The following is a 23,149-nucleotide window of genomic DNA, read 5'->3' as shown; positions in this document are numbered from 1 at the left end:
TGTTAGCTCCGCTCTGTGAGCACGGTGCCGTGCTTCGGTTGGGTGATGGTGACAGTGACCTGTTTGAGGTCTTCTGGTGTGGGCATGCGGGTTCCGGGCAGCGTCACTGCGGTTGTGCCCCATGCGACTGCTTCACGGAGCGCTTCTGCGCCCGCTGCGCCACCTGCCAGGAACCCGGCGAGGGTGGCGTCTCCTGCACCGACGGTGCTGAGCACTGGGCCGGGCAGTTCTGCTGCCGCGTGCAGTTCCTCTGTGTCGTCGACGAGCAGGACCCCTGCTGCGCCGAGGGTGGCGAGGACGGTCCGGGCCCCGCGTGCCCGGAGAACGTGGGCCGCTTCGATGGCGTCACCGATGGTGGTGATATCGCGGCGAGCGCATTCAGCGAGCTCTTCGAGGTTTGGCTTGATGACGTCGGGTCCGGCGGAGAGGCTCGCCTCGAGAGCTTTGCCGCTGGAGTCGATCGCCACCTGGGCCCCGTGCTGGTGGGCGTGTTCGATGAGCTGTGCGTAGAAATCAGTCGGTGCGCCCGGTGGGAGGCTGCCACATCCGGCGATCCAGTCGGCGCCGGAACTGATGACACTCGTCGCAGCCCTGACGAGATGCTCTACGTCGCTCGCCGAAAGAAGTGGTCCCGCGGCGTTGAGCTTGGTGGTGGTGCCGTCAGCTTCAGCGATGGTGATGTTGCTCCGGATGTCACTGCTGATCGTGACGGGGACGGTGGGCACTGCTTCACGGCGCAGCAGCGAAGCGAGTTCGTCACCAGCCGTACCGCCGACAAAGAGGACCGCTGCGGTGTCTGTGCCGTGGGTGACGAGGGCGCGCGAAATGTTTACACCCTTGCCTCCGGCGTGGACGTGAGTATTGGTGACGCGCTGGACTTCTCCGCGCTGCAACACAGCTACCTCGACGGTCCGGTCAAGACTGGGATTCGCGGTAATGGTGATGATCATGCGCGGACTACCTTGGGGCCGGCGGCTTCGATCTCGGTTGCGATTCTGTGGTCGAGGCCGGTGTCGGTGATGATGAGGTCGACTGCGGAGAGGTCGGCGAACCGGGAGAGACAGTCGTTGCCGAACTTCGTGTGATCAGCAAGGACGACAACACGGCGCGCGGCACCGATCATTGCGCGCTTTGCTGCCGCTTCACCGATGTCGGGAGTGGTCAGCCCACGCTCAGCGGAGATCCCGTTGGCGCCGATGAAGGCAACGTCAACGTACGTGCTGGCGAGTGCTTGCAGTGCCCAGTCGTCGACCGTCGCGAGTGTTTTCCCGCGCACTTTCCCGCCGGTCATCAGCACTGTCGTGCGCGGCCGGAAGGCGAGCGCGCTGGCGATGGGCAGTGCATTGGTGACAACCGTAAGGTCACGGTCGCTCGGCCAGATTTCGGCTAATCGTGACGTTGTCGTCCCGGCATCAATGAGGACTGAGCCTTCGTTGGGGATTTCCGCGAAGGCGGTTTTGACGATGCGCTCCTTCTCGCCAGTCATGACCGTGTCGCGTACTGCGAGCGCCGGCTCTCCGCCGAGGTAATCGAGGGGCATTGCGCCGCCGTGGACCTTCTTGATGAGGCCGCGGCGCTCGAGCGTGGCGAGGTCTCGCCGGATCGTCTCAATGGAGACGCCGAATGTGCTCGCAAGCTCGCTGGCGTCAACTCGCCCGTTGGTTCGGGTGAGTTCGACGATGCGTTGGTGTCGCTCTTCCGCAAACATGTGGTCGTCCTGCCGTTCGTGTGTGTATATATCTGTTTTACGCCCGTTTGTGTGGTATGTCAAGTGTCACAAGGAGGGTATTTTTTCTGGGGTATCACAGCAAAGGCCGCCCATTTTGGCCGTTACCGTGTGGATTGGCCGCAAAACCCAGTGGGGATATGACTAGTTGCGCCTGTTTATGACTGATTAAGAGGAAGCGTCGGCGCTGCTAAGTCAGTGGGTACGCCTCGGCCCCTGAGCACCTCGGCCCGAACGATCTGCCAGCGCTGCGCCTCGTCTGGATGCGCACGGGAGACCGACGTGGCAGACGCAAGGACGCAGCCGGGTTCATCCTTGGCTAGCTCGGTGATGCGTGCAGCCTCATTCACCGGGTCGCCAATAACTGTGTATTCAAGCCGGTGGGCTGCTCCGACATTGCCCGCGACCGTGCTGCCCGCCGCGACTCCGATACCGAAACCGACAGCATCGTCGCCGGGGCCGGTGCGCAGAATGTACGGGAGGCGTTGCGCGAGTTCTCGTGCGGCCGCGAGTGCCGCACCGGCAGGGTCTGAATGTTCTAGTGGTGCACCAAAAACCGCCATCGCTGCATCGCCCAGAAACTTGTTGACGAGGCCGTCATGCCGGTCGACCGCCTCGACCACTACATGGAAGAAGTTGTTGAGGAGCGTGACGATCTTCGCTGGGGGCTGCTGCATCGCGAGGTTCGTCGAACCAGTGAGGTCGACGAAAAGTACAGCGACAAAACGTTCCTCGCCACCAAGTGCGACGCCGTCGCTCAGTGCGCGACGTGCGACGTCAATCCCTACATACCGCCCGAACAGATCCCGCAACTCTTCACGTTCTTCGATCGCTGTCACCATCTCGTTGAACCCGGCTTGAAGTTGCCCGAGTTCCGTGGCGTCGTAGATATGGACAGGCGTGCTGTAATCGCCTGCTTGCACTCGTTTGAGTGCGGCGCGGAGCTGGTTGATGGGGTCTGAGATCGCACCAGCGGTCAGCTTGGTGACCGCCAAGCTGCCGACGAGAAGCCCAGCGCTGAGGATCAGGATCGAGGACAGGACCGCCTCGGCTGACGATCTGAGACTTCCAGTGAGCGCGGCGGTCGCTACCACCACAATTCCTGAAACGGGCACCAGGACTGTCACTGACCAGCCAACGCGAAGGCGCGAGGACACACTGGGCGGCTTACGCAGGCTCGCATCACCTGAGGCGATAGCGTCGGCGTGAACCGGCCGCAATACGCGTTCAGCAAAGAGGTACCCGATTGCGCACGCCGTGCCTGCACCAATAGCAACCGTGAGCGACGTGATGACGGCGAACTGCACGGAGTCTGCGGTGGAGGCCACGAAGATGATGCCGCCGATCGTCCAGAAGGCCGCGAGCGCCCACGCCAGCAATGGGGGGATCCGTAGCGCGCGATTGCGTGCCGCATGTCCATTCGCGCCAGTTTGAGGCGCGGATTGCCAGACGATCACGGGGCGTGCAAGCAGCCAGGCGACGCCACTGGCCAGGACCGCGGTCATCGCAAGGTAGCCCAGGAAGGGCTTGATTTGGTCGAATTCCACTTCGTCCCCGATGCGGATCGCGTCGTCACCGGGAAGCAAATACTGGAGGAAACCGAACACAAATGCGGCGCCCGCCACGTTCGCGATCTGAATGCCAATCACGTAGAGCGGCCAGGGACGGGTGAACGAGCCGGTGAGCAATGGAGGGAATGACGCAGCAGCGGCGCGCGCTCTGTCCCGGAATCCCATGACATGATCTTCGCCTATCGCGGGCAGCCAACGCGACTTCTTCGCGCAACCAGCGCTAACCTCAAAGCCGTGGCGAATGTGTTCAGCGGTCTGGTGGGTCAGGAAGACGTGGTATCCGAACTGATCTCCGCAGCCGAGGCCGCGCGGGGGACGGGTTCAGTATCCGGCATGACTCACGCCTGGCTGTTCACCGGTCCGCCTGGGTCCGGGAGATCGGTCGCGGCCCAGAGCTTTGCGGCCGCGCTCCAGTGCACGCAGCCAGGCCTGCCCGGTTGCGGAGCTTGCGCGGCGTGCACCTCGGTGATGCACGGTTCTCACGCAGACGTTCGCCGGGTCATCCCTGAGGGGCTGAGTATCGCGGTGTCTGAAATGCGAAACATCGTGCAAGTCGCCTCGCGGCGTCCCAGCGTTGGCCGATGGCAGGTTGTCATTATTGAAGATGCGGACCGGCTAACGGAGGGGGCAGCCAACGCGCTGCTCAAAGTCGTGGAAGAACCGCCTACGCATACCGTTTTCCTGCTGTGCGCGCCGTCTCCAGATCCTCAAGACATAGCCGTGACGCTCCGATCACGCTGCCGCCTGGTGGTACTCCGCACCCCGGGAGCGGAGGCGATCGAAGCGGTTCTCCGTGAACGGGACGGGCTCGACGCAGAGACTGCACGATGGGCTGCATCCGTTTGTGGGGGCCACGTGGGCCGGGCCCGCCGCCTTGCCACCGACCCGCAGGCCCGGCAGCGCCGCGAGAAGGTCCTGGCGATTGCCCGAGAGGCGTCCCGCCCAGCAGCCGCGATCAACGCTGCCGACGAGATCCTCGCTACTGCGTCCGACGATGCGAAAACGGTTGGTGCGGAACTCAATGAAAAAGAAACTGACGAACTGAAAACCGCACTCGGCGCCGGTGGTACTGGCAGAGGGACAGCAGGGGCGCTCCGTGGAGCCACCGGAGCACTCAAGGAACTTGAACGTCGGCAAAAATCGCGCGCCACCCGAACCGCGCGCGACGCATTCGACCGGGCCTTGATGGATCTGGCGGGTCTCTACCGTGACGCGCTCGCCTTCTCGTTCGCCGCGAACGTCCCTGCCACACATCCAGACGTCGCTGACACTGCGCAGAAGATCGCCCGGGACTGCCGCCCTGAAGCGCTGCTGCGCAGCATCGACGCGATCCTCGAATGCCGGGAAGCGCTCGACACGAACGTCAAGCCTGAGCTGGCGATCACCGCGATGCTGGCCGAGTTGAGCGCGCAGATGCGCGCCGGTTAACCGGGCGGTTTTTCAAACCCGCACTGGGCCCGCTAGACTGCGTATCGCTCATGTGTTGCCACGGCAGCGCGAAGAGTGTTGCCGCCTTAGCTCAGTCGGTAGAGCGCTTCACTCGTAATGAAAAGGTCAGGGGTTCGATTCCCCTAGGCGGCTCAGATAAACCCCAGGTCAATTAGTGGCCTGGGGTTTTTGTGATGGATATCGCAGCGATTTCCGGCCTTGTTTTCTCTCGGGCATCTTGCCGCGCGCTGAGGGTTTCTGGTTTACTAAGCCTTACCTAAACTACTGGCAGAGGGGTCACGCTTTGTACGCATGCATCTGCGCCGCCGTGCCGCGAGAGCAGGTTGAGGCCACAATCCTGGCTGGTGCGCGCACCGTCAGGGAGATCGGCGACCGGTGCGGTGCGGGTAAAGGCGAAGGGTGTGGTTGCTGCAGGAAGCGGCTCGCCAGGCTCCTTCTGGAGCAGCGCGCACGGGCGACATCCATGGGGAACCTGCCGAACACGGCATGAGCGATTTTGTTGTGACGCGTATCACGCAGCGGTAAAGTCTGATCAACAACGATCGGAGGGCCAAATGCGTGGTGACGACGAGGTTATCTCCCTATTGAACGAGCAGTTGACCAGTGAACTCACGGCGATCAACCAGTACTTTCTGCATGCGAAGATGCAGGCCAGCTGGGGATTTACCAAGCTCGCGGAGCATACGCGGGCGGAGTCCTTTGAGGAGATGCACCACGCTGAGTGGCTCACTGACCGGATTTTGTTGCTCGGAGGGTTGCCGAATTACCAGCGGTTATCTGCCATCCAGATTGGGCAGACGATCCGCGAGCAGTTTCAGTCAGATCTCGCGATCGAGCTCGAGGTGCTAGAGCGATTGCGCAATGGTGTGCCGTTCTTCCGTGAGAAGGGTGACGCCGTCAGCGCAAATCTCTTCGAGAAAATCCTCGATGACGAGGAGCAGCACATCGACTATCTGGAAACACAGATCGAATTGATGGACAAGCTCGGCGAGCAGCTCTATCTCGCGCAACTCGTCGATCAGCCACCGACAGCCGGCTGACACTGCCGGCGGGTTTCGCGCAATAGTCAAGAACCCCAGGTCAATTCATGACCTGGGGTTCTGTCGTGGTGTGCTGTACGCGTGGGGTTGCTAACTGCGGATCTTGTTGACTGCCCACAGCAGAATGACTGCACCGAAAAGGCAGGTAAGGAAGCTGAAGAACCAGCCGCCGCTGCCGACGTCAACTCCGACGAGTGTCAGCAGAAAACCGCCGATGAGACCACCGACGACACCGACGAGAATGTTGAGCGGAATACCCTGCTTGTCGTCGGTTCCCATGATTTTGCTGGCGATCCAGCCAGCGAGCCCACCGATGATGATCCATCCGAGTATGCCGAGTCCTAGCATTGCTGCTCCTTTGCGTGGACGGTGACAGCTACTTCATCGCTGTAATGGGGAGCCTAGTCCCAAGATCATGACTGAGCGCCGAGTAGATCAATCTGGTATAAATACATCTTGTGTCTAAGAAGTACTCATCGGCGGATCGGGTGTATGAGCACGTCAAAGAGCGGATCATCGACGGGACACTCGCGGGTGGCGAGTTACTGAGCGAAGGCGAGATCGCTTCGGCACTCGAGGTATCCCGCACGCCCGTCCGTGAAGGGTTCCTTCGGCTCGAGGCCGAGGGCTGGATGCGGCTTTTCCCGAAACGGGGCGCGCTTATCGTTCCGATCGCTGAAGGTGAGGCCGAGGAACTGGTCGAGGCGCGATATCTGACCGAGGTTCACGCGATGAGGGTGCTCGCCGACGATAGTGACGCGCGTGGGCGCGTCGTGGAGTCATTGCGTGAGTCGCTCAATCGTCTGACTGACCTTCGCGCTCGCGGTGACGTGGGCGAATTTGTCGCCGAGGACGCGGACTTCCACGCAACCATTGTGGGCGCGTGCCGGAACCGCTTGCTCATCAGCTTCTACTCGACGTTGCGTGACCGTCAGCGCAGGATGTCGGCGCAATCTATCGCTCGCGACGTGGCCACTAGCCCAAAAATTCTCGAGGACCACCAGGCTCTGATCGACGTAGTCGAGCGCGGTGATGTCGAGGCGTATGCCGAGGCAGTGTGGGCGCACATGCGCCAGGTTCACCGTCTGACCGACCGGCCCAGACCTGACATCAGGTGGGTGAATCGTGGCTAAACGTTATCCCTGGGCGATAGTCGCGGCCGCCATCTTCGCCGTGGCGTGGGGCGGCAACGAATTCACGCCGCTGCTCACGATGTACCGTCTCGACCACGGCTTTTCCGATTTCGTGGTCGATGTGCTGCTCTTCGCCTATGTGCTGGGAATTGTGCCTGGTCTGCTGTTAGGCGGACCGCTGTCGGACCGGTTCGGCCGCCGCGTGCTGATGTTGCCGGCACCGCTCTTCGCGATCGCGGGGTCGGCTGTTCTCGCTGCAGGGTCGAGCCAGGCTGCCGTGCTGTTCGGGGGACGCGTACTGTCGGGCATCTCGATCGGTCTTGCGATGGCTGTTGGCGGAAGCTGGCTGACGGAACTGTCACGCGCCCCCTACGACCCAAAAGCGTATGCAAGCGCTGGTCCGCGTCGCGTAGCGATGTCGCTCACGGCGGGCTTCGCGCTTGGCGCTGGGGCCGCCGGTGCGCTCGCGCAGTGGGGACCGTGGCCCAGCGTCACCGCATATCTAGTACACATCGCGATTACCGCGGCCGCTTTCATCCCGCTGCTCGCGGTCCCGGAAACGCGTTCTGGCATCCCCGACCACATCCGGAAGGCGCCGCTGCATGCCGACCTGAAGATCCCCTCAGCTGGTCATCGGAGGTTCTGGTTGCTGATCGTGCCGCTAGCACCGTGGGTGTTCGGAGCGGCCGCGTCAGCATACGCGGTGCTGCCGAACCTCATGACTGAACATAGTGCGGGCGCGCCAATCGCGTTTGCGGCACTGCTGTGCCTTCTCGCGCTCGGGTGCGGGTTCGGCATCCAGGCGCTAGGCAGGAGGATCGATCGCCCAGGCACGGCGCGAGGAGTCATCACCGCTTTCATCCTGCTCGTCATCGCGATGCCGTTCGCCGCGCTTGCTGCGGCGACGCTCAGTGTCCCACTTGTGATACTCGCAGCCTGTCTCCTCGGCGCCGGCTACGGCATGGCGCTCGTTTCTGGCTTGCTCGAGGTGCAGCGCATTGCGACGCCGGACGACCTGGCTGGCCTGAGCGCTGTGTTCTATTCGCTCAGCTATCTCGGCTTTGCTGTCCCGGCGATGATGGCGCTCGGTGTGCAGGTGGTGAGCTACCCGGTGATGTTCCTCGGAGGTGGCGTTATCGCCGCTCTCTGTCTTTGCCTGGCGGTATTCGGGTCACGGATCGCCCCCGCACAATCGCTCAAGGCAAGTCGGGTAAAGGCGTCGACATAAGCCAGTCATTCCACAGGTCGAGCAAAGACTCGCTGCTGTACAACGCGGCGAGGCCGGTGAAATCGTCTGTCGTGGCGATGGAATGCCGGTACCTGTTCGCCCAGTCCTGCAGCAATGCGAAAAAAGCGTCATCGCCGATCCTGGTCCGCAGGGCATGCAATGTCAGCGCACCACGCTTGTACACGCGATCATCGAACATTCGCTTGGAGCCGGGGTCCGCTAACAGCAGATCCTGAGGTTCCTTCTTCAGTTTCTCCCAGTAGTGCCGAGCCCATTCTTTCGCGGTGGGGCCGTCGCTGGATTCGGACCACAACCATTCTGCGTAACACGCGAACCCCTCGTGAAGCCAGATGTCGGACCACTGCGCTGCCGTCACGCTGTTGCCGAACCACTGGTGCGCGAGTTCGTGCGCAATCAGCCGCTCTGACCGGCGCTTGCCGTCACAGTGATTGGACCCGAAGACGGACACGCACTGAGCTTCAAGCGGAATCTCCAACGGGTCCTCGGTGACGACGACTGAGTAACCACCGCTGAAAGGGTAGGGACCGAAAAGCTTGGTGAAAACCTTCAACATGCGCCGCTGGCGGGCGAAATCATTGTCAAAGTTGCTCCGCAACGATGGCGGCACGGCAGTCCGCAACCGCACCGGCGAAGGCGACACATCGTGCAGCGTGTAGGAACCGATCTGGATTGTCGCTAGGTACGTCGACATTGGTTCCGGCTGCTCATACACCCACGTCGTGGTCCCAGCGTGCGTCTTCCGGCTGCGAAGCGTCCCATTTGACAGTGCCGCATAGGTCGACTCGGTGGTGACGCTGATCCGGTAACTTGCCTTGGCGCTCGGATGATCATTGCAGGGAAACCAGGTTGGTGCGCCATTGGGTTGGTTGGCTGTGAGCACACCGTCGGTGAGTTCCTCCCAGCCGATAGCGCCGAACTGATTGGAGACCGGCCGGGGGCGCCCCGAGTACTTCACCTCGGTCACCACTGGTGCGCCTGCCGGAACCGGATTACGGGGCGTGATGCGCAGCTTTCCGTCTTTGTGGGAAAACTTCCCCGGAACCGCGCCGTTCACGCGGACCTTCGACACGCGCAGCGAAGACGCGAGGTCAAGGCTATAGCGCGCGAGACCCTCTGTACTCACCGCGGTGATGGTCGTCGTTGCCTCGAGCCGGTTGGTTGACACTCGGTAGTTGAGGTCAAGGTCGTACCGCGACACGCGGTAGCCGGTGTTTCCGCTAGCAGGCAGGTAGGTGTCGACGACGGAAGTTGGGTTGCTCGCTGCGGCGTTACGAGCAAGGGGGCGGGCCACGTCGACGTCCTTCCGAGAGTTAGCCAAGTAAAGGCTGAGGTTCAGGGTCCCGCGGTCGCCCACGGCGTAATGGGATTCCCTTGCCAGCGAGTGTTAGCTGGAACGCTGTCACCACGCATCAGCAGCGACGCTGGTCCGAGGGTGGCGCCGTCACCGATCACAGACGCGGGCAGGACCACACTGTGCGATCCCAGTGTGGCACCAGCGCCGATTACGACGCGTCCCACACTCATGACCCTGTCATGGAACAGATGTGTTTGCACAACAGAACCGCGGTTGACGGTCGCACCGTCACCCACCTCGACAAGATCGGCCTCGGGCAGCCAGTACGTCTCGCACCAGGCGCCGCGGCCGATCTTCGCGCCCATTGCGCGCAGCCAGAGGTTCAATACCGGTGACCCGCTGCAGATTCGTGCGCACCAGGGTGCTGCGAGCATTTCAGTGAACGTGTCGGCCAGTTCATTTCGCCACACGAATCCGCTCCAGAGGGGTGTCTCATGAGGCCGGACGCGTCCAACGCACAACCATTTCGCCGCCGCGGTGAGAACCGCGGCCAGGACCGCCGCGGTGAGAGCAAGGAGTCCGCTGACCAGAGTCGCTGTCAGGAAGCCATTCGCCGCAGTTATTGCGATGATCCCGCCGATCAGCGCCGCGCCGAAGCTGAAAGTGAGTATCACCGGGACAATCCGACCGAGCTCGACCAGGGTACGCATAGCCCGCAGACGCCGGGGGGGTGCGAAGGTTCGCCGTTCCGTTTTGGTGGCCGCTTTGCGGCGACGTAACTTGACTGGCGGGCTGCCCAGCCAGGACGAACCGTTCTTGGCATTCTCGGGCGTAGCCGACAGGACCGCGACCAGCCCGTTTTTCGGTACTTTACGGCCAGGTCCTGTCATTCCTGAATTACCGAGGAATGCCCGTTTGCCGACTTTCGCCGGCCCAATGTGGACCCACCCGTTTCCTAACTCGTAACCCGCGACGAGGGTGTCATCCGCGAGGAATGCTCCGTCTGCGATCGTGGTGAACTTAGGCAGGAGCAGAACTGTCGACGCCTCGACGTTGCGCCCCACTTTCGCTCCGAGTAAGCGCAGCCAGGTCGGTGTAAAGGTGCTTGCGTACAGCGGGAAGAGGAAGGTGCGTGCCGCATCGGCGAGCCGTTCTGATGACCAGGCCTGCCAGCCGTTACGGCTGCGGACGGGGTACGTGCCGGGGGTCAGTCCGATCGCGAACAGTCGCATGGCGAGCACCGTGAGGGCCGCGAATGTCAGCATGCTGAGCAGCGCGGCACCCGGCAGCCACAACAGAAATGGGCCCACCGCGCTCACAGGTGAGGACGTGTGCGCGAGCAGCGCTGCCAAGACAAGTAACGCCGGAACTAGCGAGAGGAACGGCAGCGACGCGAGCCCCACCGCAGTGACTCCGTATATCGGCACCCATTTGCGGCCCGGCGGAGGTGAGTTGCTCGGCCACCACTGCGCCGCGTTACCAATGGGCGCTGCGGGTGAACCAGCCCAGCATTCGCCACCCGGGATGCGCCCTGAGACCGCGGATCCAGGCTCGACCTTCGAGCCTTTGCCGACGGCCGCCCCAGGAAATAGGACAGAGCGTGCCCCAATCGCTGCGCGTACACCGAGCGTGATCCGGCCGACGTGGAGATGATCACCGTCGACCCAATGGCCGGAAATATCGGTTTCTGGTTCGATGGCGCAGCCGCTGCCCACGCTCAGCAGTCCGGTTACGGGTGGAATGGTGTGCAGACTGACTCGTTTCCCGATCTTCGCGCCGAGTGCGCGCGCGTACCAGGTCATCCAGGGGGCACAGGACATTCCTGTCGCACCGGTTGCTTCGGCGATCCGTTCCGCCAGCCAGATCCTCAGATGTACCGAACCTCCCCGCGGGTATGTCCCCGGCTCGATGCCAGCAAGCAGCGAGCGCGCTGCGCCAGCTGTGATTGCGATCCGCCCGGGCGGTGTGAGGAACAGCAGTATCAGCACGGCGAGGACTGGCCAGGGGACAGCGGGCAGCCAGCCGACTGACGTCAAGCTGGCTCCGAGGGTGGATACCATCGCAGCCCAGGTTGCCCACTGGACGCCGGTTAAGGTGAACGGAACCGCGAGCAGTGCGGTTTGAGCGAACTGGCTTGCCCGTGACTGTGGCCGGACAACGCGGCGAGCTGCATCGCCAACTGGCTGGGCGGCATCAATGTGGGCTGCAAGCGCACCGAGGCGATGATGCTCGTATAGCTGCGCGACCGTCATGCCACCGTGCCGTTCCCGGAGCCGCGAGACCAGCTGCGCGGCGGTAAGGGAGCTTCCGCCGAGGTCGAAAAAGTCGGCCCCGTTATCCGTGACCTCTGCGCCCAGCACGTCGGACCAGATTTCCGCGAGCCACGCTTCTGTCGCGGTAAGCGTCACGCTTTGACTGAGTTTCCCCAATGGCCCCAATGGCCCCAATGGCCCCAATGGCCACGGTAAGGCTGCACGATCTACCTTCCCTGACGTGCGAATGGGCAGTTTGGGAAGTACAGCGAGCCGGGGAACCAGTGCGGCGGGAAGGCGGTGTGCGAGTTCTGCACGCGCGGCAGCCGCATCGAAGTCCGCACCGCTTGTCGTGACGTAGCCGACGAGAACCGGTGCGGCCGTGCCGGTTCGCTGAATTGTGGCTGCGGCTGCGATCACTCCGGGCAGCGCCTGCAGGAGAGCGTCGATCTCACCTAGCTCGACGCGGCGGCCGCCGATCTTGACCTGATCATCAGCCCGGCCGATGAAAACGAGGCCTTCGGGGTCGAATCGGACGAGATCGCCGCTGCGATACGCACGCGTCCAGCCGAGTTCGGGGAGCGGAGCGTACTTGGCCTGGTCTTTCTCGGGGTCGAGGTAGCGGGCGAGTCCCACACCACCGATGACGAGTTCACCGGTGCCGCCGACGCCAACAGGCGTCCCATCTGCGCCGATGACGGCGAGGTCCCAGCCATCGAGCGGCACACCGATCCGAACTGCCTTACCGGGAAGGAGCGGTGCGGCGCACGCGACCACCGTGGCCTCCGTGGGGCCGTACGTGTTCCACATTTCGCGCCGGGAACTGGCGAGCCGGGAGACAAGCTCGGGCGGGCAGGCCTCACCGCCGAAAATGAGCAGTCTCACCGAGTCGAGTGACTCGGCCGGCCACAACGCGGCAAGGGTGGGCACTGTCGATACCACGGTGACTCCGCGCTCGACCAGCCATGGCCCAAGATCGGCGCCACTGCGGACGAGTGTGCGCGGGGCCGGCACTAGGCATGCTCCGCTGCGCCACGCTAGCCAGATTTCTTCGCAGGAGGCATCGAACGCGACGGACAGACCTGCCAGCACCCGGTCTCCAGGCCCGAGAGGCTTCTTCTGGAGGAAAAGTCTTGCTTCGGCATCTGCGAATGCTGCAGCGCTGCGGTGACTGACTGCAACGCCTTTGGGTACTCCAGTCGAACCTGAGGTGAAGATGATCCACGCGTCATCGCTGGGCTGCGGCAACGTCCGTGGCACGACCGGCGTTGTGAACTCCTGTAATGCCAGCGGCACGGAAAGCCCGGTGTCTGTGATGACGGCCGTAACACCAGCTTCTCCGAAGACCAGTTCCGCGCGTTCCGATGGATCGTCCGCGTCGACAGGAACATACGCGGCTCCTGCCGCGAGGATCGCAAGGATGCTGACGTAGAGTTCGCTAGTGCCGGATGACATTCGGAGGCCTACACGGTCACCTGGCTGAACGCCCTGGCGGTGCAGTTCATCGGCTTTTTCGAATGCGGCGGACAGCAGTTCACTGTAGGTCAGGACGACAGCGCCGGAGTCCAGTGCCGGTGCGTCGGGGTGCTGCGCTGCCGTTGACTGCACGATATCGAGAAGTGTCCGTGGTTCGGTTGCGTAGCGTGACCGCCGCAGAGTGTGCTGGCTGGCTGTCATTCCCGCGCTGGGCAGTGCGGGCGTCTCGGCTCGTTCGTCGAGTTCATTGCCGGTCGCCGTGGTGGAGAGTGTGAACGTCATTGCTTTGCCTCCGCTTGTGCAGCGTCGTCGGAAGCATCGGCCGGAGCTAGCACTTTCAGCGCCAGGCGATGGAATGTTTGCTTCTCTTTCTTGGTCAGGCCGCGAAACACTGAATCGATTGCCGACTCGACGATTGCGTCGCTGTGCTTGCGCGCCGCATGTCCGGTCTCAGTGAGCGTGAGGGTGTGTTTACGGCGGTCCTTCTTGTCGCGGGCTCGCGTGAGCAGCCCGCGTTTCTCGAGTTCGTCGACAATGCGGACCATGTCGCTTCGGTCGATCGCGAGCGCATTGCACACCTGCTGCTGCGAGAGCGGCTGTTGGGAGAGGCAGCTCAAGATCCAGTGCGTCCGCAAGCTGTAACCAGCGTCCGTTAAGGGGCGTTCAACGTTCTCGCGCACGACTCTATGGAGGCGGGAGATGAGGAAATCGGCACTTTTCAGCGATGACTCCGGCAGGTCATGCGATTTTGGCACCGGGCCACCATACCGTTTTGTGGGATCAATAAACAATTGGACACTCCCGCAAATTCCAGACCTCGAGGAGTGAATGCGACATAGATCACGTTCGCCCGTTTCGTACCCGCTGGTGCTGGGGGCCTCGGAGTGAGTCGAAGCCGCTAACCTAGGTGGGAGAGTGGGCGCAATGTCAGGAATGGCGTGTTGTGGGTCTACGGATCAGGAACCTAGGGGGCTAAGTGGTGAGCGCTGCAGGTGGCGTGACGTCGCGTGGCATCCTTGTCGCAATCATCGTCACAGTCACGGCCTTAGCCACGTTGCTTGCCGGTTGCGCCCGCGGGCCGTCGCCCACCGGCGCGTCCCAGCCCAGCGAGCTGTTTGTGGTGAACACGAGCCCTGAGCAGCAGCGCATACGAGCTGAATCTGTGGCTGCGATCGCTGAGCGTGTACCACCCGAGATCCGTGAGGGCGGAAAACTCGTGGTGGCGACCACCGGCAACACGCCACCACTATCGTTTCGCGCCGACGACGCGATGACGATGATCGGGGTCGAGCCGGACCTCGCTCAGTTGGTAGCTGACGTCCTGGACCTCCAGCTCGAACTGCGTACGACGGGCTGGAGCGACGTTTTCGAGGGCGTGGACGACGGCCGCTACCACGTTGGTTTCGGCAACATCGCGGCGACCGGGAACCGTATGGCGCGGTTCGACATGGTTACCTACCAGCGGGAAGATCAGGCGTTCGCGGCTCTAGCCGGCTCGAGCACCGAATCCATCGACCGGCCGGAAGACATTGCAGGATTGCGCATAGGTGTCGGTGAGGGAACGCGAAGCGAAGAGATTCTCCACATCTGGAACGACGAGAACCTCGCGAAGGGAATGCGCGCGGCCGAGTTCAAGAACTATGTAGATGGCCGCGAGTACTACGACGCACTGGAATCAGGCCAAATCGATGTGACGTTCGGCCCTATGTCGATCCTGAATTTCGAAGCGGTGACGACCGCGCGCACAAAGATTGTGGGCCGCGTGCCTGGGCTTGGGACAGAACCTGCCCTGGTCTCGGCGATAACGGAGAAGGGTAACTCGCTGGGGCGGATCGTCCAGGAGGCTCTCAACGCGGTCATCGTGACAGGCAAATACCATGCGGTGTTCGAAAGGTGGGCGCTTGACCATGCCATCGTCGGCAGGTCTCAGCTGAACCCACCCATCGAATAGTGGGGGCGGGGACACAAGTTCCGTTCGCCCACCTCTGCGCGACAAACGACTCTGCGAGAGTGCGCTGTCGCGCGGAGGTGGGCGAACCGGCCTAAGCAAGTACCGACTTGACGGTCAGTGGCCGTTCTGCATGCATCGCTCGATGGACCGCCGAATCTCTGCTTCGGCTTCCTCGCGACCAACCCAGTCCGCAGCGTGAACCTCTTTGCCGGGCTCAAGGTCCTTGTATCGCTCAAAGAAATGCTTGATTTCGTCGAGATTGTGCTGTGGCACGTCGCCAAGGTCCTTGATGTGGTCCCAGCGCGGGTCGACCGGTACGCACAGTACCTTTTCGTCGTCACCGGCTTCATCGCGCATCTTGAACATCGCAACCGGGCGAGCTTCCACGATGACGCCGGGGTACACAGGCTCGGGCAGCAGAACCAGGGCATCGAGCGGGTCACCATCGCCGCCGAGGGTGTCTTCGATGTACCCATAGTCCGCCGGATACTGCATTGAGGTGAACAGGTACCGGTCGAGACGAACCCGTCCCGTCTCGTGATCGACCTCGTACTTGTTTCGCTGTCCCCTCGGGATCTCGATCGTGACGTCGAATTCCACGCGTCCTCGCTTCGCTCGTGTGTCAGTCCGGGTCAAGGATAGTCTTGGCCCCGACCCTGCTGGCAACCAGTTGCCTCGGGGCAGCTTCATGCCCGGATGAAGGGATCACGATGGCAGAAGAGGAGGCACCGGCGTCACCGGCACAGCCTCGTGGTGAGCATGCCCGGTCTTGGAGGTTGCTCACCGCCGCAGCTTTTGTGGTAGTCCTGTTGGTCCTCGCTGGCACCGCAACTCTCATCACGGCTCGGTACGCAGACTCTTTCCGTTCGGGACAGGTGCACGCGATTGCACCACCACCGCCGCTCGTCACGCTGGAACCAGCGATTCTCCCCGTCAGTTCCGCTGCACCGATACCCTCGCGAGACGAGGTCGCCGCGGCACTGGCCCCATTGCTGTCCGATCCTGCTTTGGGTTCACTCGCGGGACAGATCTCCGACGCGAACACCGGGACAGTCCTCTGGACCCAGGATCCCGCATCTCAACGTATCCCGGCTTCATCGGTGAAGCTCCTCACCGCAGCAGCAGCGCTACTGGTGATTCCGCATGACTCCCGCGCTGAGACGTTAGTTGTCGCCGGTGACGAGCCAGGTGTCGCAGTCCTGATAGGAACTGGTGATGTGACACTGAGCGGGCAACCCGACGGTGCTGCTACCTATTACGGCGGGGCCGCCCGGCTCGACGACTTGGTAGCTCAGTTGCGGGACAGTGATACGGAAATCTCACGCGTACTCGTCGACACTGATGCGTACACCGGAGCTCGACTCGCCCCTGGCTGGAACGGTGAAAGTGTCGGTGAGGGCTACATTGCCCCCATGGAGCCGGTGATGCTCGACGGCGGGCGCATCGAACCACTCGAACCTGAATCGCCTCGTTGGGAAGAGCCAGCAATCGCGGCAGGCCGTACGCTTGCGGAGCGGCTCGGAGCCGACCCAGCCGAGGTCGGCATTGGGTCGGCCAGTGACGATGCACCTGTGCTGGCCCGCGTGAGTTCAGCGCCATTGCGGGTGCGCGTCGAGCAGGCGATGCAGCTCTCAGACAACGTACTTGCCGAAGCCATTGGCCGCGAAGTTGCCATCGCGGAGGGGGAGCCAGCCTCGTTTCGGGGCGCTGCCCGGGCGGTGCGTTCGGTGCTCGCGGAACATGGCGTGGCCATGGACGGGGTGGATCTTGCCGACACCAGCGGGCTGTCGCGTGATAACGCCCTTCCCGTTTCGGTACTCGATGGTCTGATGGTGCGTGCCGCAGCCGACGACGACGGACCGGGGGAGCGGGAGGAGCCAACCGGCTCGCAGCAGGCCGGCCTGCTGCGACCGCTGCTTGATCTGCTGCCGGTAGCGGCTGGTACGGGCACCCTCGAGGATCGATTCTTCGATTCCGCGGAAGCAGGCGCAGGGTGGGTCCGCGCGAAGACTGGCACACTCGAGGGGGTGAGCGCTTTAACCGGATACGTCGTGACGCAGCGGGGACGGGTCCTCACCTTTGCCTTTATTTCGACGGACAGCAACGCGTTCGAGGCGCGGCCGGCGCTTGACGCACTGGCTGCTCAGCTCCGGACGCTACCGAGAGCGGGAGAATGAGCGACACTGAGCGTGACGAATCAGCGGGCGCGATGGTGGATTGGCGCCTGGCTGCCAGAACGGCAGAAAAACTAGTCAGGCCAGGGCCGGCGATGTCGATATACACCCGCGAACAGGTGTCAGCCGAACTCGCGGAGCTGTCAGTGTTCGCGGATGCGCCCGTCCGCGAGGTGACGCTGCTCGCGGACGATAGTCCTGTCACGCCCGCGACCATCGTCGATAGACCAGGCTGGGCCCGCGCGGCCGCTGAATCGCTCGCCGATCTCACCGGAACCACGATGGATAAACCCGCTGGGCTCCTCCGTGGGCGGCCGGCGGGACTCCAGGCTGGGGCCGTGCTCGGTTTCCTGTCCACCGCGATCATCGGGCAATACGATCCCTTTACCGGCCCCGACGGGAAGCTGCTGCTGGTAGCGCCGAATGTGGTGGCGACAGAACGCGCGATGCGCGTGAACACACGCGACTTCCGGATGTGGGTGTGCCTCCATGAGGTGACACACCGCGTGCAATTCACTTCCTCGCCGTGGCTAGCCAAATACATGCGGGGTCTCGTCGACACGCTTGGCGAGCACAGCGACGAGAACCTTTCCGAGGTGGTGGGGCGTCTCGCAGCGGCAGTCCGTCGCAGTCGTGGTGCTGATCAGAGCCGTTCGGATCTGGGCCTAGAGCGAGGCATGGTGGGAGCCCTGCTCGCGACACAGCCACCGAAGCAGCGCAACGCGATGGTTTCCCTGCTGATGCTCGGAACTCTCCTCGAAGGACATGCAGAGCATGTGATGGACGCTGCTGGTCCCGCAGTGGTTCCCTCAGTCGCCCATATCCGCAGTCTTTTCGACGAACGCCGCCGTCGCCGGAACAACCCGATTCAATGGCTCATGCGGACCTTGCTCGGCGTGGACGCGAAGATCGCCCAGTACATCAAGGGTAAGGAGTTCGTCGACGAGGTGGTCGGACGAGTCGGGATGCGTGAGTTCAACGCGATCTGGAGCGAACCCGCAGCGCTGCCGCAGCCAGGCGAGATCGGTGCGCCCGGTGAATGGATCAAACGGGTCCTCGGGTGACGACGCGGAACCTCCACACAATTCGGCTCGCGGTTCGCAACTGGCTCGAAACGTACGACGAGGCATGGGCTGGCCAGAATGAAATCGTCATCGCGATGTCCGGCGGAGGCGACTCCACTGCCCTTTGTGCCGCGGCAGCGCTCGAACTCCCTGGCCGGGTCCGGGCACTGACGATTGATCATGGTCTCCAGTCTGGGTCGGACGAGGTCGCCGCTAGGGCCGCCCAGTTAGCGCGCGACCTGGGCTGCGTAACGGCTGAAGTACTCCGTGTTGAGGTTGGCAATTCGGGCGGACTCGAGGCGGCAGCGCGGCAGGCGCGATACCAGGCGCTTGACCAGTCGCGTCGCGGGTCCCCTGTTCTCGTTGCTCACACCCTGGACGATCAGGCGGAAACCGTGCTGCTCGGTCTCGCACGAGGGTCTGGTGCCCGGTCATTGGCAGGTATGCGCGCTTTTGCGCCGCCCTGGGGGCGTCCATTGCTGGGGATCCGCAGAAGCACGACTCGTGCGGCATGCGCAGAAATTGGAGTCACCCCCCACGAAGACCCCCATAACTCCGATGCCAGGTTTACCAGGGTCCGGCTGCGGAGTGAGGTGTTGCCATTACTCGAAGAGGTGCTTGGGGGCGGCGTCGCCGAATCGCTGGCGCGAACCGCCATGCAATTGCAGGACGACGTCGTCGTGCTCGACGCTCTGGCCATCGAGTTACTGCATGCGGCGCGAACAGACAGAGGCCTCGACACCGCGGTGCTGTCCGACGCGCCCGCCGCGACGCGACGCAGAGCGATACGGTTCTGGCTACTCGACAACGGAGCGCGAACCGCAACGGACGGTCAATTGCGAGCGATTGACGCTCTCGTGCGGGAGTGGCGCGGGCAGGGCCCAGTCGCGGTGCCGAACGGCGGCAGTGGACAAGGGGAGGGGGCGCGGTTAATGGTGGAGCGGCGGCATGGCACCCTTGGGATCGCAGTGCAACTGCGCCATTCCGTCCCCGGAGGACGGCGTATCGAGAAAGGGACCTGACCCGTGTACGACGGCGACATCGCGTCTGTGCTGATCTCGGAGGAACAGATCCGTTCACGTACAGCCGAACTTGCGGCGGAACTGGCAGAACGGTACAAGCCGGTGCCCAACGCCGGTCCTGAGGATGATCTCCTACTCATCGGCGTTCTCAAAGGCGCAATGATGTTCATAACAGATCTTGCCCGCGCTTTGCCGGTGCCGACCCAGATGGAATTCATGGCGGTCAGTTCGTACGGGTCGTCCACCTCGTCATCAGGTGTGGTGCGGATTTTGAAGGACCTTGACCGCGATATCGCCGACCGGGACGTTCTGATCGTCGAAGACATCATTGACTCGGGCCTCACGTTGTCGTGGCTGATGCGAAATCTCCAGACCCGCAATCCGAAGTCCCTTCAGGTCTGCACGCTGCTTCGCAAGCCCGATGCGATCACCGTTGACGTACCCGTCGCACATGTGGGGTTCGATATCCCCAACGAATTTGTCGTGGGGTACGGCCTTGACTATGACGAGCGTTACCGGGATCTGCCCTACATCGGTTTGCTCGACCCGAAGGTATACCGCTGAACGGTTCCCTTTGTCGTCAAGTTACCTCCTGCCGTGACCTGACGGTAGCCTGGAACTCCCGGCGTGATGTTGCTGGGAAAACCAGCGACTGCCCGCTCGCGCACTGGAAGGATGAGCCACCCGGCTGAACCTGTATGAATCGCAAGACAGTTTTCAGGAACCTCGGGATCATTGCAGCAATTCTGCTGGTGATCTATGCGTTCTCGTACTTCGGCGGTGACACCCGTGAGTACCACGAAGTCGACACATCTGTGGCGCTGGCGCAACTTGACGAGCGCAATGTCGTCGAAGCGCAGATCGATGACCGCGAGCAGCAATTGCGCCTGACACTGCGTGAAGCAGTGGAAGCGACCGAGGGTGAGACGCAAATCATTGCGAAGTACCCGATGGGTGCTGCGGAACAGGTCTACGACCAGGTTCGCGCCGCCGAGCTTGACCGGTTTGACACAGAAGTGACTGAGGACAGCTGGCTGGGAAGCCTGCTGCTGTTCATGCTGCCAATGCTGATCCTTCTGGGCTTGTTCCTTTTCATCATGATTCGCATGCAGGGCGGTGGCCGCGGCGGTGTGATGGGCTTCGGCAAATCCAAAGCCAAGCAGCTGACGAAGGATATGCCGAAGACGACGTTCGCTGACGTCGCTGGCGCCGACGAAGCTGTCGAGGAACTCGAAGAGCTCAAGGACTTCCTCCAGAACCCTGCCAGGTATCAAGCGCTCGGCGCGAAGATACCTAAGGGTGTTCTCCTGTTTGGCCCGCCCGGTACCGGTAAGACGCTGCTCGCCAGGGCAGTCGCCGGTGAAGCGGGTGTGCCATTCTTCACGATTTCGGGTTCGGACTTCGTTGAAATGTTCGTGGGTGTCGGCGCTTCACGCGTACGCGACCTGTTCGAACAAGCGAAGCAGAACGCTCCTTGCATCATCTTCGTGGACGAGATCGATGCTGTCGGCCGTCAGCGCGGAGCCGGAATGGGCGGCGGCCACGATGAGCGTGAGCAGACGCTAAACCAGTTGCTCGTGGAGATGGACGGTTTCGGTGCCCGTCAGGGGATCATCATGATCGCCGCGACCAACCGTCCGGACATCCTTGACCCGGCCCTTCTGCGACCGGGCCGATTTGACCGCCAGGTACCCGTCGGCAACCCAGATCTTGCTGGCCGTAAAGCGATCCTGGGCGTGCACTCACAGGGTAAGCCGATGGCGCCGGACGTCGACATGAATGCCCTCGCGAAGCGCACAGTCGGCATGTCGGGCGCGGACCTCGCTAACGTCATCAATGAAGCTGCCTTGCTGACCGCGCGTGAAGTGAAAACAGTCATCACGAATGAGGCTCTTGAGGAAGCGGTGGACCGAGTCATTGGCGGACCGCGCCGGAAGAGCCGGATTATCAGCGAGCTGGAAAAGAAGATAACGGCCTACCACGAGGGCGGGCATACGCTTGCTGGCTGGGCGATGCCAGACCTTACGCCGGTTTATAAGGTCACTATTCTCGCGCGCGGACGCACCGGCGGCCACGCACTTGCCGTACCCGAAGATGACAAATCGATGATGACCAGGTCTGAAATGATCTCGCGGCTCGTCTTCGCGATGGGTGGCCGTGCTGCGGAGGAACTCGTCTTCCAGGAACCCACAACCGGGGCGTCGTCGGACATCGAGCAGGCAACGAAGATCGCTCGCGCGATGGTCACCGAGTATGGCATGAGTCCGCGGCTAGGAGCTGTGCGCTACGGCCAGGAGCACGGCGATCCATTTGTCGGGCGGACTATGGGTATGGCGCCGGACTATTCCCACGAAATTGCACGCGAGATTGACGAGGAAGTGCGCAGGCTCATCGAAGCCTCCCACACTGAGGCGTGGGAAATTCTGCACGAATATCGCGATGAACTCGACCAACTTGCCCGCGAGTTGCTGGAGAAAGAGACACTGGTCCGCAAGGATCTGGAGCGAATCCTCGCAAGTGTCGACAAACGTCCCCGGATCACTGAGTTCAATGATTTCGGGACACGCACGCCATCCGAGCGACCTCCCATCAAAACACCCGCTGAACTGGCGAAAGAACGCGGCGAACCATGGCCGCCGGTTCCTGAGCTCACTGGTGCGCAGGCGCCCGCGACTGCAACCGCTGAGGCTCCAGCGGGACACCTGCCCGCGAATGGTGAGGACTCGACTGCACGGCACGAGCCGGTGGGCGTGAACGGTGGCGGCCACCACAACACGTGGAACGGCCAGCCGGCCCGCCAGCAAGACCATACTGTGCATGCCGGACAAACGCACCCTGGTCAGGCCGGTTATCCTGTCCATTCGCCGACGGGCAGCAGTGCGCGAGACGCAGGGCATTCCCGGTACGGGGAACCACCGGGATGGTCTGCGCCCGGATGGCCCCCGCGCGGCGGGGAGCAGCAATCGCCGGGGCACGAAGAGGCGCCCGGCCCGGGACCGCAGGATCCTCCGCCGCGGGAACCTCAATCGGACAGTCCCGAGCACAACGAAGCAGGTGAGCCCAGCGCGTGGCGCCCGCATCAGGAAGACTCGCAGCAACAGGACGGCCGGACGTCGTGACCAGCACTCGCCCCGAGGACCGCATTGACCCAGAGGACCGGATTAACGAAGTGCCGCGTGTTTTTGATCAGCCGCGCGCTGAGGCCGCGGTCCGTGAGTTGCTGATCGCTGTCGGGGAGGACCCCTCGAGGTCGGGCCTCGCGGACACCCCAGCCCGGGTCGCGCGGGCGTACGCGGAACTTTTTGCAGGTTTGCACACGGACCCAGACCACGTGCTCGACACGACCTTCGACGAAGGACATGACGAACTCGTTCTGCTGAAGGACATCCCCATGTACTCCACGTGTGAGCACCATCTGGTGCCTTTCCATGGCGTGGCGCACGTTGGGTATATCCCGAATGACTCGGGGCGGGTCACTGGCCTTTCCAAACTCGCCAGACTGGTTGATCTGTATGCCAAGCGACCACAGGTGCAAGAAAGGCTGACCAGTCAGATCGCTGATGCGATGATGCGCAAGCTCGATCCGCGTGGAGTCATCGTCGTTGTGGAAGCCGAGCATTTGTGCATGGCGATGCGAGGTATCCGCAAGCCTGGTGCAACGACGACTACATCCGCCGTCCGTGGGCTGTTCAAGTCCAGTGCGGCGTCCCGATCGGAAGCGCTCGACCTGATCATCCGGAAGTGATTC

General features: G+C 62.7%; 20 protein-coding genes and 1 tRNA gene. 13 read left to right on the top strand and 8 right to left on the bottom strand.

Annotated features, from left to right (window positions below; all coding sequences use genetic code 11):
* Nucleotides 1-2 precede the first annotated feature (2 nt).
* The 3 genes from pfkB to FHU29_RS11055 all read right to left on the bottom strand — a co-directional run bounded on the left by pfkB (nt 3) and on the right by FHU29_RS11055 (nt 3,462).
* On the bottom strand, nt 3-950 hold the full coding sequence (gene pfkB / locus FHU29_RS11065; RefSeq protein WP_064441305.1) for a 1-phosphofructokinase: 948 nt from the start codon (nt 948-950) through the stop codon (nt 3-5).
* On the bottom strand, nt 947-1,708 hold the full coding sequence (locus FHU29_RS11060) for a DeoR/GlpR family DNA-binding transcription regulator (protein ID WP_064441304.1): 762 nt from the start codon (nt 1,706-1,708) through the stop codon (nt 947-949). The genes pfkB and FHU29_RS11060 overlap by 4 nt, the downstream gene beginning before the upstream one ends.
* Before the next feature lie 176 nt (nt 1,709-1,884).
* Complete coding sequence (locus FHU29_RS11055) at nt 1,885-3,462, bottom strand: adenylate/guanylate cyclase domain-containing protein (protein ID WP_083962418.1); 1,578 nt, start codon at nt 3,460-3,462, stop codon at nt 1,885-1,887.
* A 69-nt stretch (nt 3,463-3,531) separates the two neighbouring features.
* On the opposite strand from FHU29_RS11055, the gene FHU29_RS11050 reads away from it, so the two are divergent.
* The 4 genes from FHU29_RS11050 (at nt 3,532) to bfr (ending at nt 5,786) form a co-directional block, all read left to right on the top strand.
* A complete protein-coding gene (locus FHU29_RS11050; RefSeq protein ID WP_064441411.1) occupies nt 3,532-4,725 on the top strand; it encodes a DNA polymerase III subunit delta' in 1,194 nt (397 codons plus the stop codon).
* 80 nt (nt 4,726-4,805) lie between these two features.
* A tRNA-Thr gene (locus FHU29_RS11045) sits at nt 4,806-4,878 on the top strand.
* A gap of 22 nt (nt 4,879-4,900) precedes the next feature.
* The gene (locus FHU29_RS23670) at nt 4,901-5,236 is read left to right on the top strand and encodes a (2Fe-2S)-binding protein (protein ID WP_269747850.1); all 336 of its coding nucleotides are present in this window, start codon (nt 4,901-4,903) and stop codon (nt 5,234-5,236) included.
* A 64-nt stretch (nt 5,237-5,300) separates the two neighbouring features.
* The gene (bfr, locus tag FHU29_RS11035; protein ID WP_064441303.1) at nt 5,301-5,786 is read left to right on the top strand and encodes a bacterioferritin; all 486 of its coding nucleotides are present in this window, start codon (nt 5,301-5,303) and stop codon (nt 5,784-5,786) included.
* A gap of 90 nt (nt 5,787-5,876) precedes the next feature.
* Here bfr and FHU29_RS11030 read toward each other — a convergent pair whose 3' ends face one another.
* On the bottom strand, nt 5,877-6,134 hold the full coding sequence (locus tag FHU29_RS11030; RefSeq protein ID WP_064441302.1) for a GlsB/YeaQ/YmgE family stress response membrane protein: 258 nt from the start codon (nt 6,132-6,134) through the stop codon (nt 5,877-5,879).
* 110 nt (nt 6,135-6,244) lie between these two features.
* Here FHU29_RS11030 and FHU29_RS11025 point away from each other — a divergent pair, with 110 nt between their 5' ends.
* Nucleotides 6,245-6,919 carry a GntR family transcriptional regulator gene (locus FHU29_RS11025; RefSeq protein ID WP_064441301.1) on the top strand — a complete coding sequence of 225 codons (675 nt, stop codon included), beginning with the start codon at nt 6,245-6,247 and terminating at the stop codon, nt 6,917-6,919.
* A complete protein-coding gene (locus FHU29_RS11020; RefSeq protein ID WP_064441300.1) occupies nt 6,912-8,147 on the top strand; it encodes an MFS transporter in 1,236 nt (411 codons plus the stop codon). Before FHU29_RS11025 ends, FHU29_RS11020 begins: the two co-directional genes overlap by 8 nt.
* Here the strand turns inward: FHU29_RS11020 and FHU29_RS11015 are convergent.
* The 3 genes from FHU29_RS11015 to FHU29_RS11005 form a co-directional block, all read right to left on the bottom strand.
* A complete protein-coding gene (locus FHU29_RS11015) occupies nt 8,116-9,459 on the bottom strand; it encodes a M1 family metallopeptidase (protein WP_064441410.1) in 1,344 nt (447 codons plus the stop codon). The genes FHU29_RS11020 and FHU29_RS11015 overlap by 32 nt on opposite strands.
* Nucleotides 9,460-9,500: 41 nt before the next feature.
* Nucleotides 9,501-13,391, bottom strand: coding sequence for a Pls/PosA family non-ribosomal peptide synthetase (locus FHU29_RS11010; protein ID WP_064441409.1), 3,891 nt, complete (start codon nt 13,389-13,391; stop codon nt 9,501-9,503).
* A 77-nt stretch (nt 13,392-13,468) separates the two neighbouring features.
* The gene (locus FHU29_RS11005; protein ID WP_064441299.1) at nt 13,469-13,945 is read right to left on the bottom strand and encodes a MarR family winged helix-turn-helix transcriptional regulator; all 477 of its coding nucleotides are present in this window, start codon (nt 13,943-13,945) and stop codon (nt 13,469-13,471) included.
* Nucleotides 13,946-14,169: 224 nt separating this feature from the next.
* On the opposite strand from FHU29_RS11005, the gene FHU29_RS11000 reads away from it, so the two are divergent.
* On the top strand, nt 14,170-15,141 hold the full coding sequence (locus FHU29_RS11000; RefSeq protein WP_183377539.1) for a transporter substrate-binding domain-containing protein: 972 nt from the start codon (nt 14,170-14,172) through the stop codon (nt 15,139-15,141).
* A 114-nt stretch (nt 15,142-15,255) separates the two neighbouring features.
* Here the strand turns inward: FHU29_RS11000 and FHU29_RS10995 are convergent, their stop codons facing one another.
* Complete coding sequence (locus FHU29_RS10995; RefSeq protein ID WP_064441298.1) at nt 15,256-15,741, bottom strand: inorganic diphosphatase; 486 nt, start codon at nt 15,739-15,741, stop codon at nt 15,256-15,258.
* A gap of 110 nt (nt 15,742-15,851) precedes the next feature.
* Here FHU29_RS10995 and dacB point away from each other — a divergent pair, with 110 nt between their 5' ends.
* The 6 genes from dacB to folE all read left to right on the top strand — a co-directional run bounded on the left by dacB (nt 15,852) and on the right by folE (nt 23,146).
* The gene (gene dacB / locus FHU29_RS10990; protein WP_064441297.1) at nt 15,852-17,318 is read left to right on the top strand and encodes a D-alanyl-D-alanine carboxypeptidase/D-alanyl-D-alanine endopeptidase; all 1,467 of its coding nucleotides are present in this window, start codon (nt 15,852-15,854) and stop codon (nt 17,316-17,318) included.
* A complete protein-coding gene (locus tag FHU29_RS10985; protein ID WP_064441296.1) occupies nt 17,315-18,379 on the top strand; it encodes a zinc-dependent metalloprotease in 1,065 nt (354 codons plus the stop codon). The genes dacB and FHU29_RS10985 overlap by 4 nt, the downstream gene beginning before the upstream one ends.
* The gene (tilS, locus tag FHU29_RS10980) at nt 18,355-19,401 is read left to right on the top strand and encodes a tRNA lysidine(34) synthetase TilS (RefSeq protein WP_064441295.1); all 1,047 of its coding nucleotides are present in this window, start codon (nt 18,355-18,357) and stop codon (nt 19,399-19,401) included. The genes FHU29_RS10985 and tilS overlap by 25 nt, the downstream gene beginning before the upstream one ends.
* Nucleotides 19,402-19,404: 3 nt before the next feature.
* On the top strand, nt 19,405-19,965 hold the full coding sequence (hpt, locus tag FHU29_RS10975; RefSeq protein WP_064441294.1) for a hypoxanthine phosphoribosyltransferase: 561 nt from the start codon (nt 19,405-19,407) through the stop codon (nt 19,963-19,965).
* A 134-nt stretch (nt 19,966-20,099) separates the two neighbouring features.
* Entirely contained in the window at nt 20,100-22,520 is a 2,421-nt protein-coding gene (ftsH, locus tag FHU29_RS10970; RefSeq protein ID WP_064441293.1) for an ATP-dependent zinc metalloprotease FtsH, read from the top strand.
* Entirely contained in the window at nt 22,517-23,146 is a 630-nt protein-coding gene (gene folE / locus FHU29_RS10965) for a GTP cyclohydrolase I FolE (protein ID WP_064441292.1), read from the top strand. Before ftsH ends, folE begins: the two co-directional genes overlap by 4 nt.
* The last annotated feature ends 3 nt before the right edge of the window (nt 23,147-23,149 follow it).

It is taken from the genome of Hoyosella altamirensis (genome assembly GCF_014191505.1).
Classification (GTDB): domain Bacteria; phylum Actinomycetota; class Actinomycetes; order Mycobacteriales; family Mycobacteriaceae; genus Hoyosella; species Hoyosella altamirensis.
The sequence above is the reverse complement of the archived record's forward strand: the minus strand, read 5'-3'. Positions and strand labels throughout refer to the sequence as shown.

Bases quoted from the DNA above. Each gene is read 5' to 3' on its own strand.
- bfr (WP_064441303.1), top strand. From the start codon at position 5,301: ATGCGTGGTGACGACGAGGTTATCTCCCTATTGAACGAGCAGTTGACC.
- FHU29_RS10985 (WP_064441296.1), top strand. From the start codon at position 17,315: ATGAGCGACACTGAGCGTGACGAATCAGCGGGCGCGATGGTGGATTGG.
- ftsH (WP_064441293.1), top strand. From the start codon at position 20,100: ATGAATCGCAAGACAGTTTTCAGGAACCTCGGGATCATTGCAGCAATT.
- FHU29_RS11055 (WP_083962418.1), bottom strand. From the start codon at position 3,462: ATGGGATTCCGGGACAGAGCGCGCGCCGCTGCTGCGTCATTCCCTCCA.
- FHU29_RS11030 (WP_064441302.1), bottom strand. From the start codon at position 6,134: ATGCTAGGACTCGGCATACTCGGATGGATCATCATCGGTGGGCTCGCT.
- FHU29_RS11010 (WP_064441409.1), bottom strand. From the start codon at position 13,391: ATGACAGCCAGCCAGCACACTCTGCGGCGGTCACGCTACGCAACCGAA.
- dacB (WP_064441297.1), top strand. From the start codon at position 15,852: ATGGCAGAAGAGGAGGCACCGGCGTCACCGGCACAGCCTCGTGGTGAG.
- tilS (WP_064441295.1), top strand. From the start codon at position 18,355: ATGGATCAAACGGGTCCTCGGGTGACGACGCGGAACCTCCACACAATT.
- pfkB (WP_064441305.1), bottom strand. From the start codon at position 950: ATGATCATCACCATTACCGCGAATCCCAGTCTTGACCGGACCGTCGAG.
- FHU29_RS11060 (WP_064441304.1), bottom strand. From the start codon at position 1,708: ATGTTTGCGGAAGAGCGACACCAACGCATCGTCGAACTCACCCGAACC.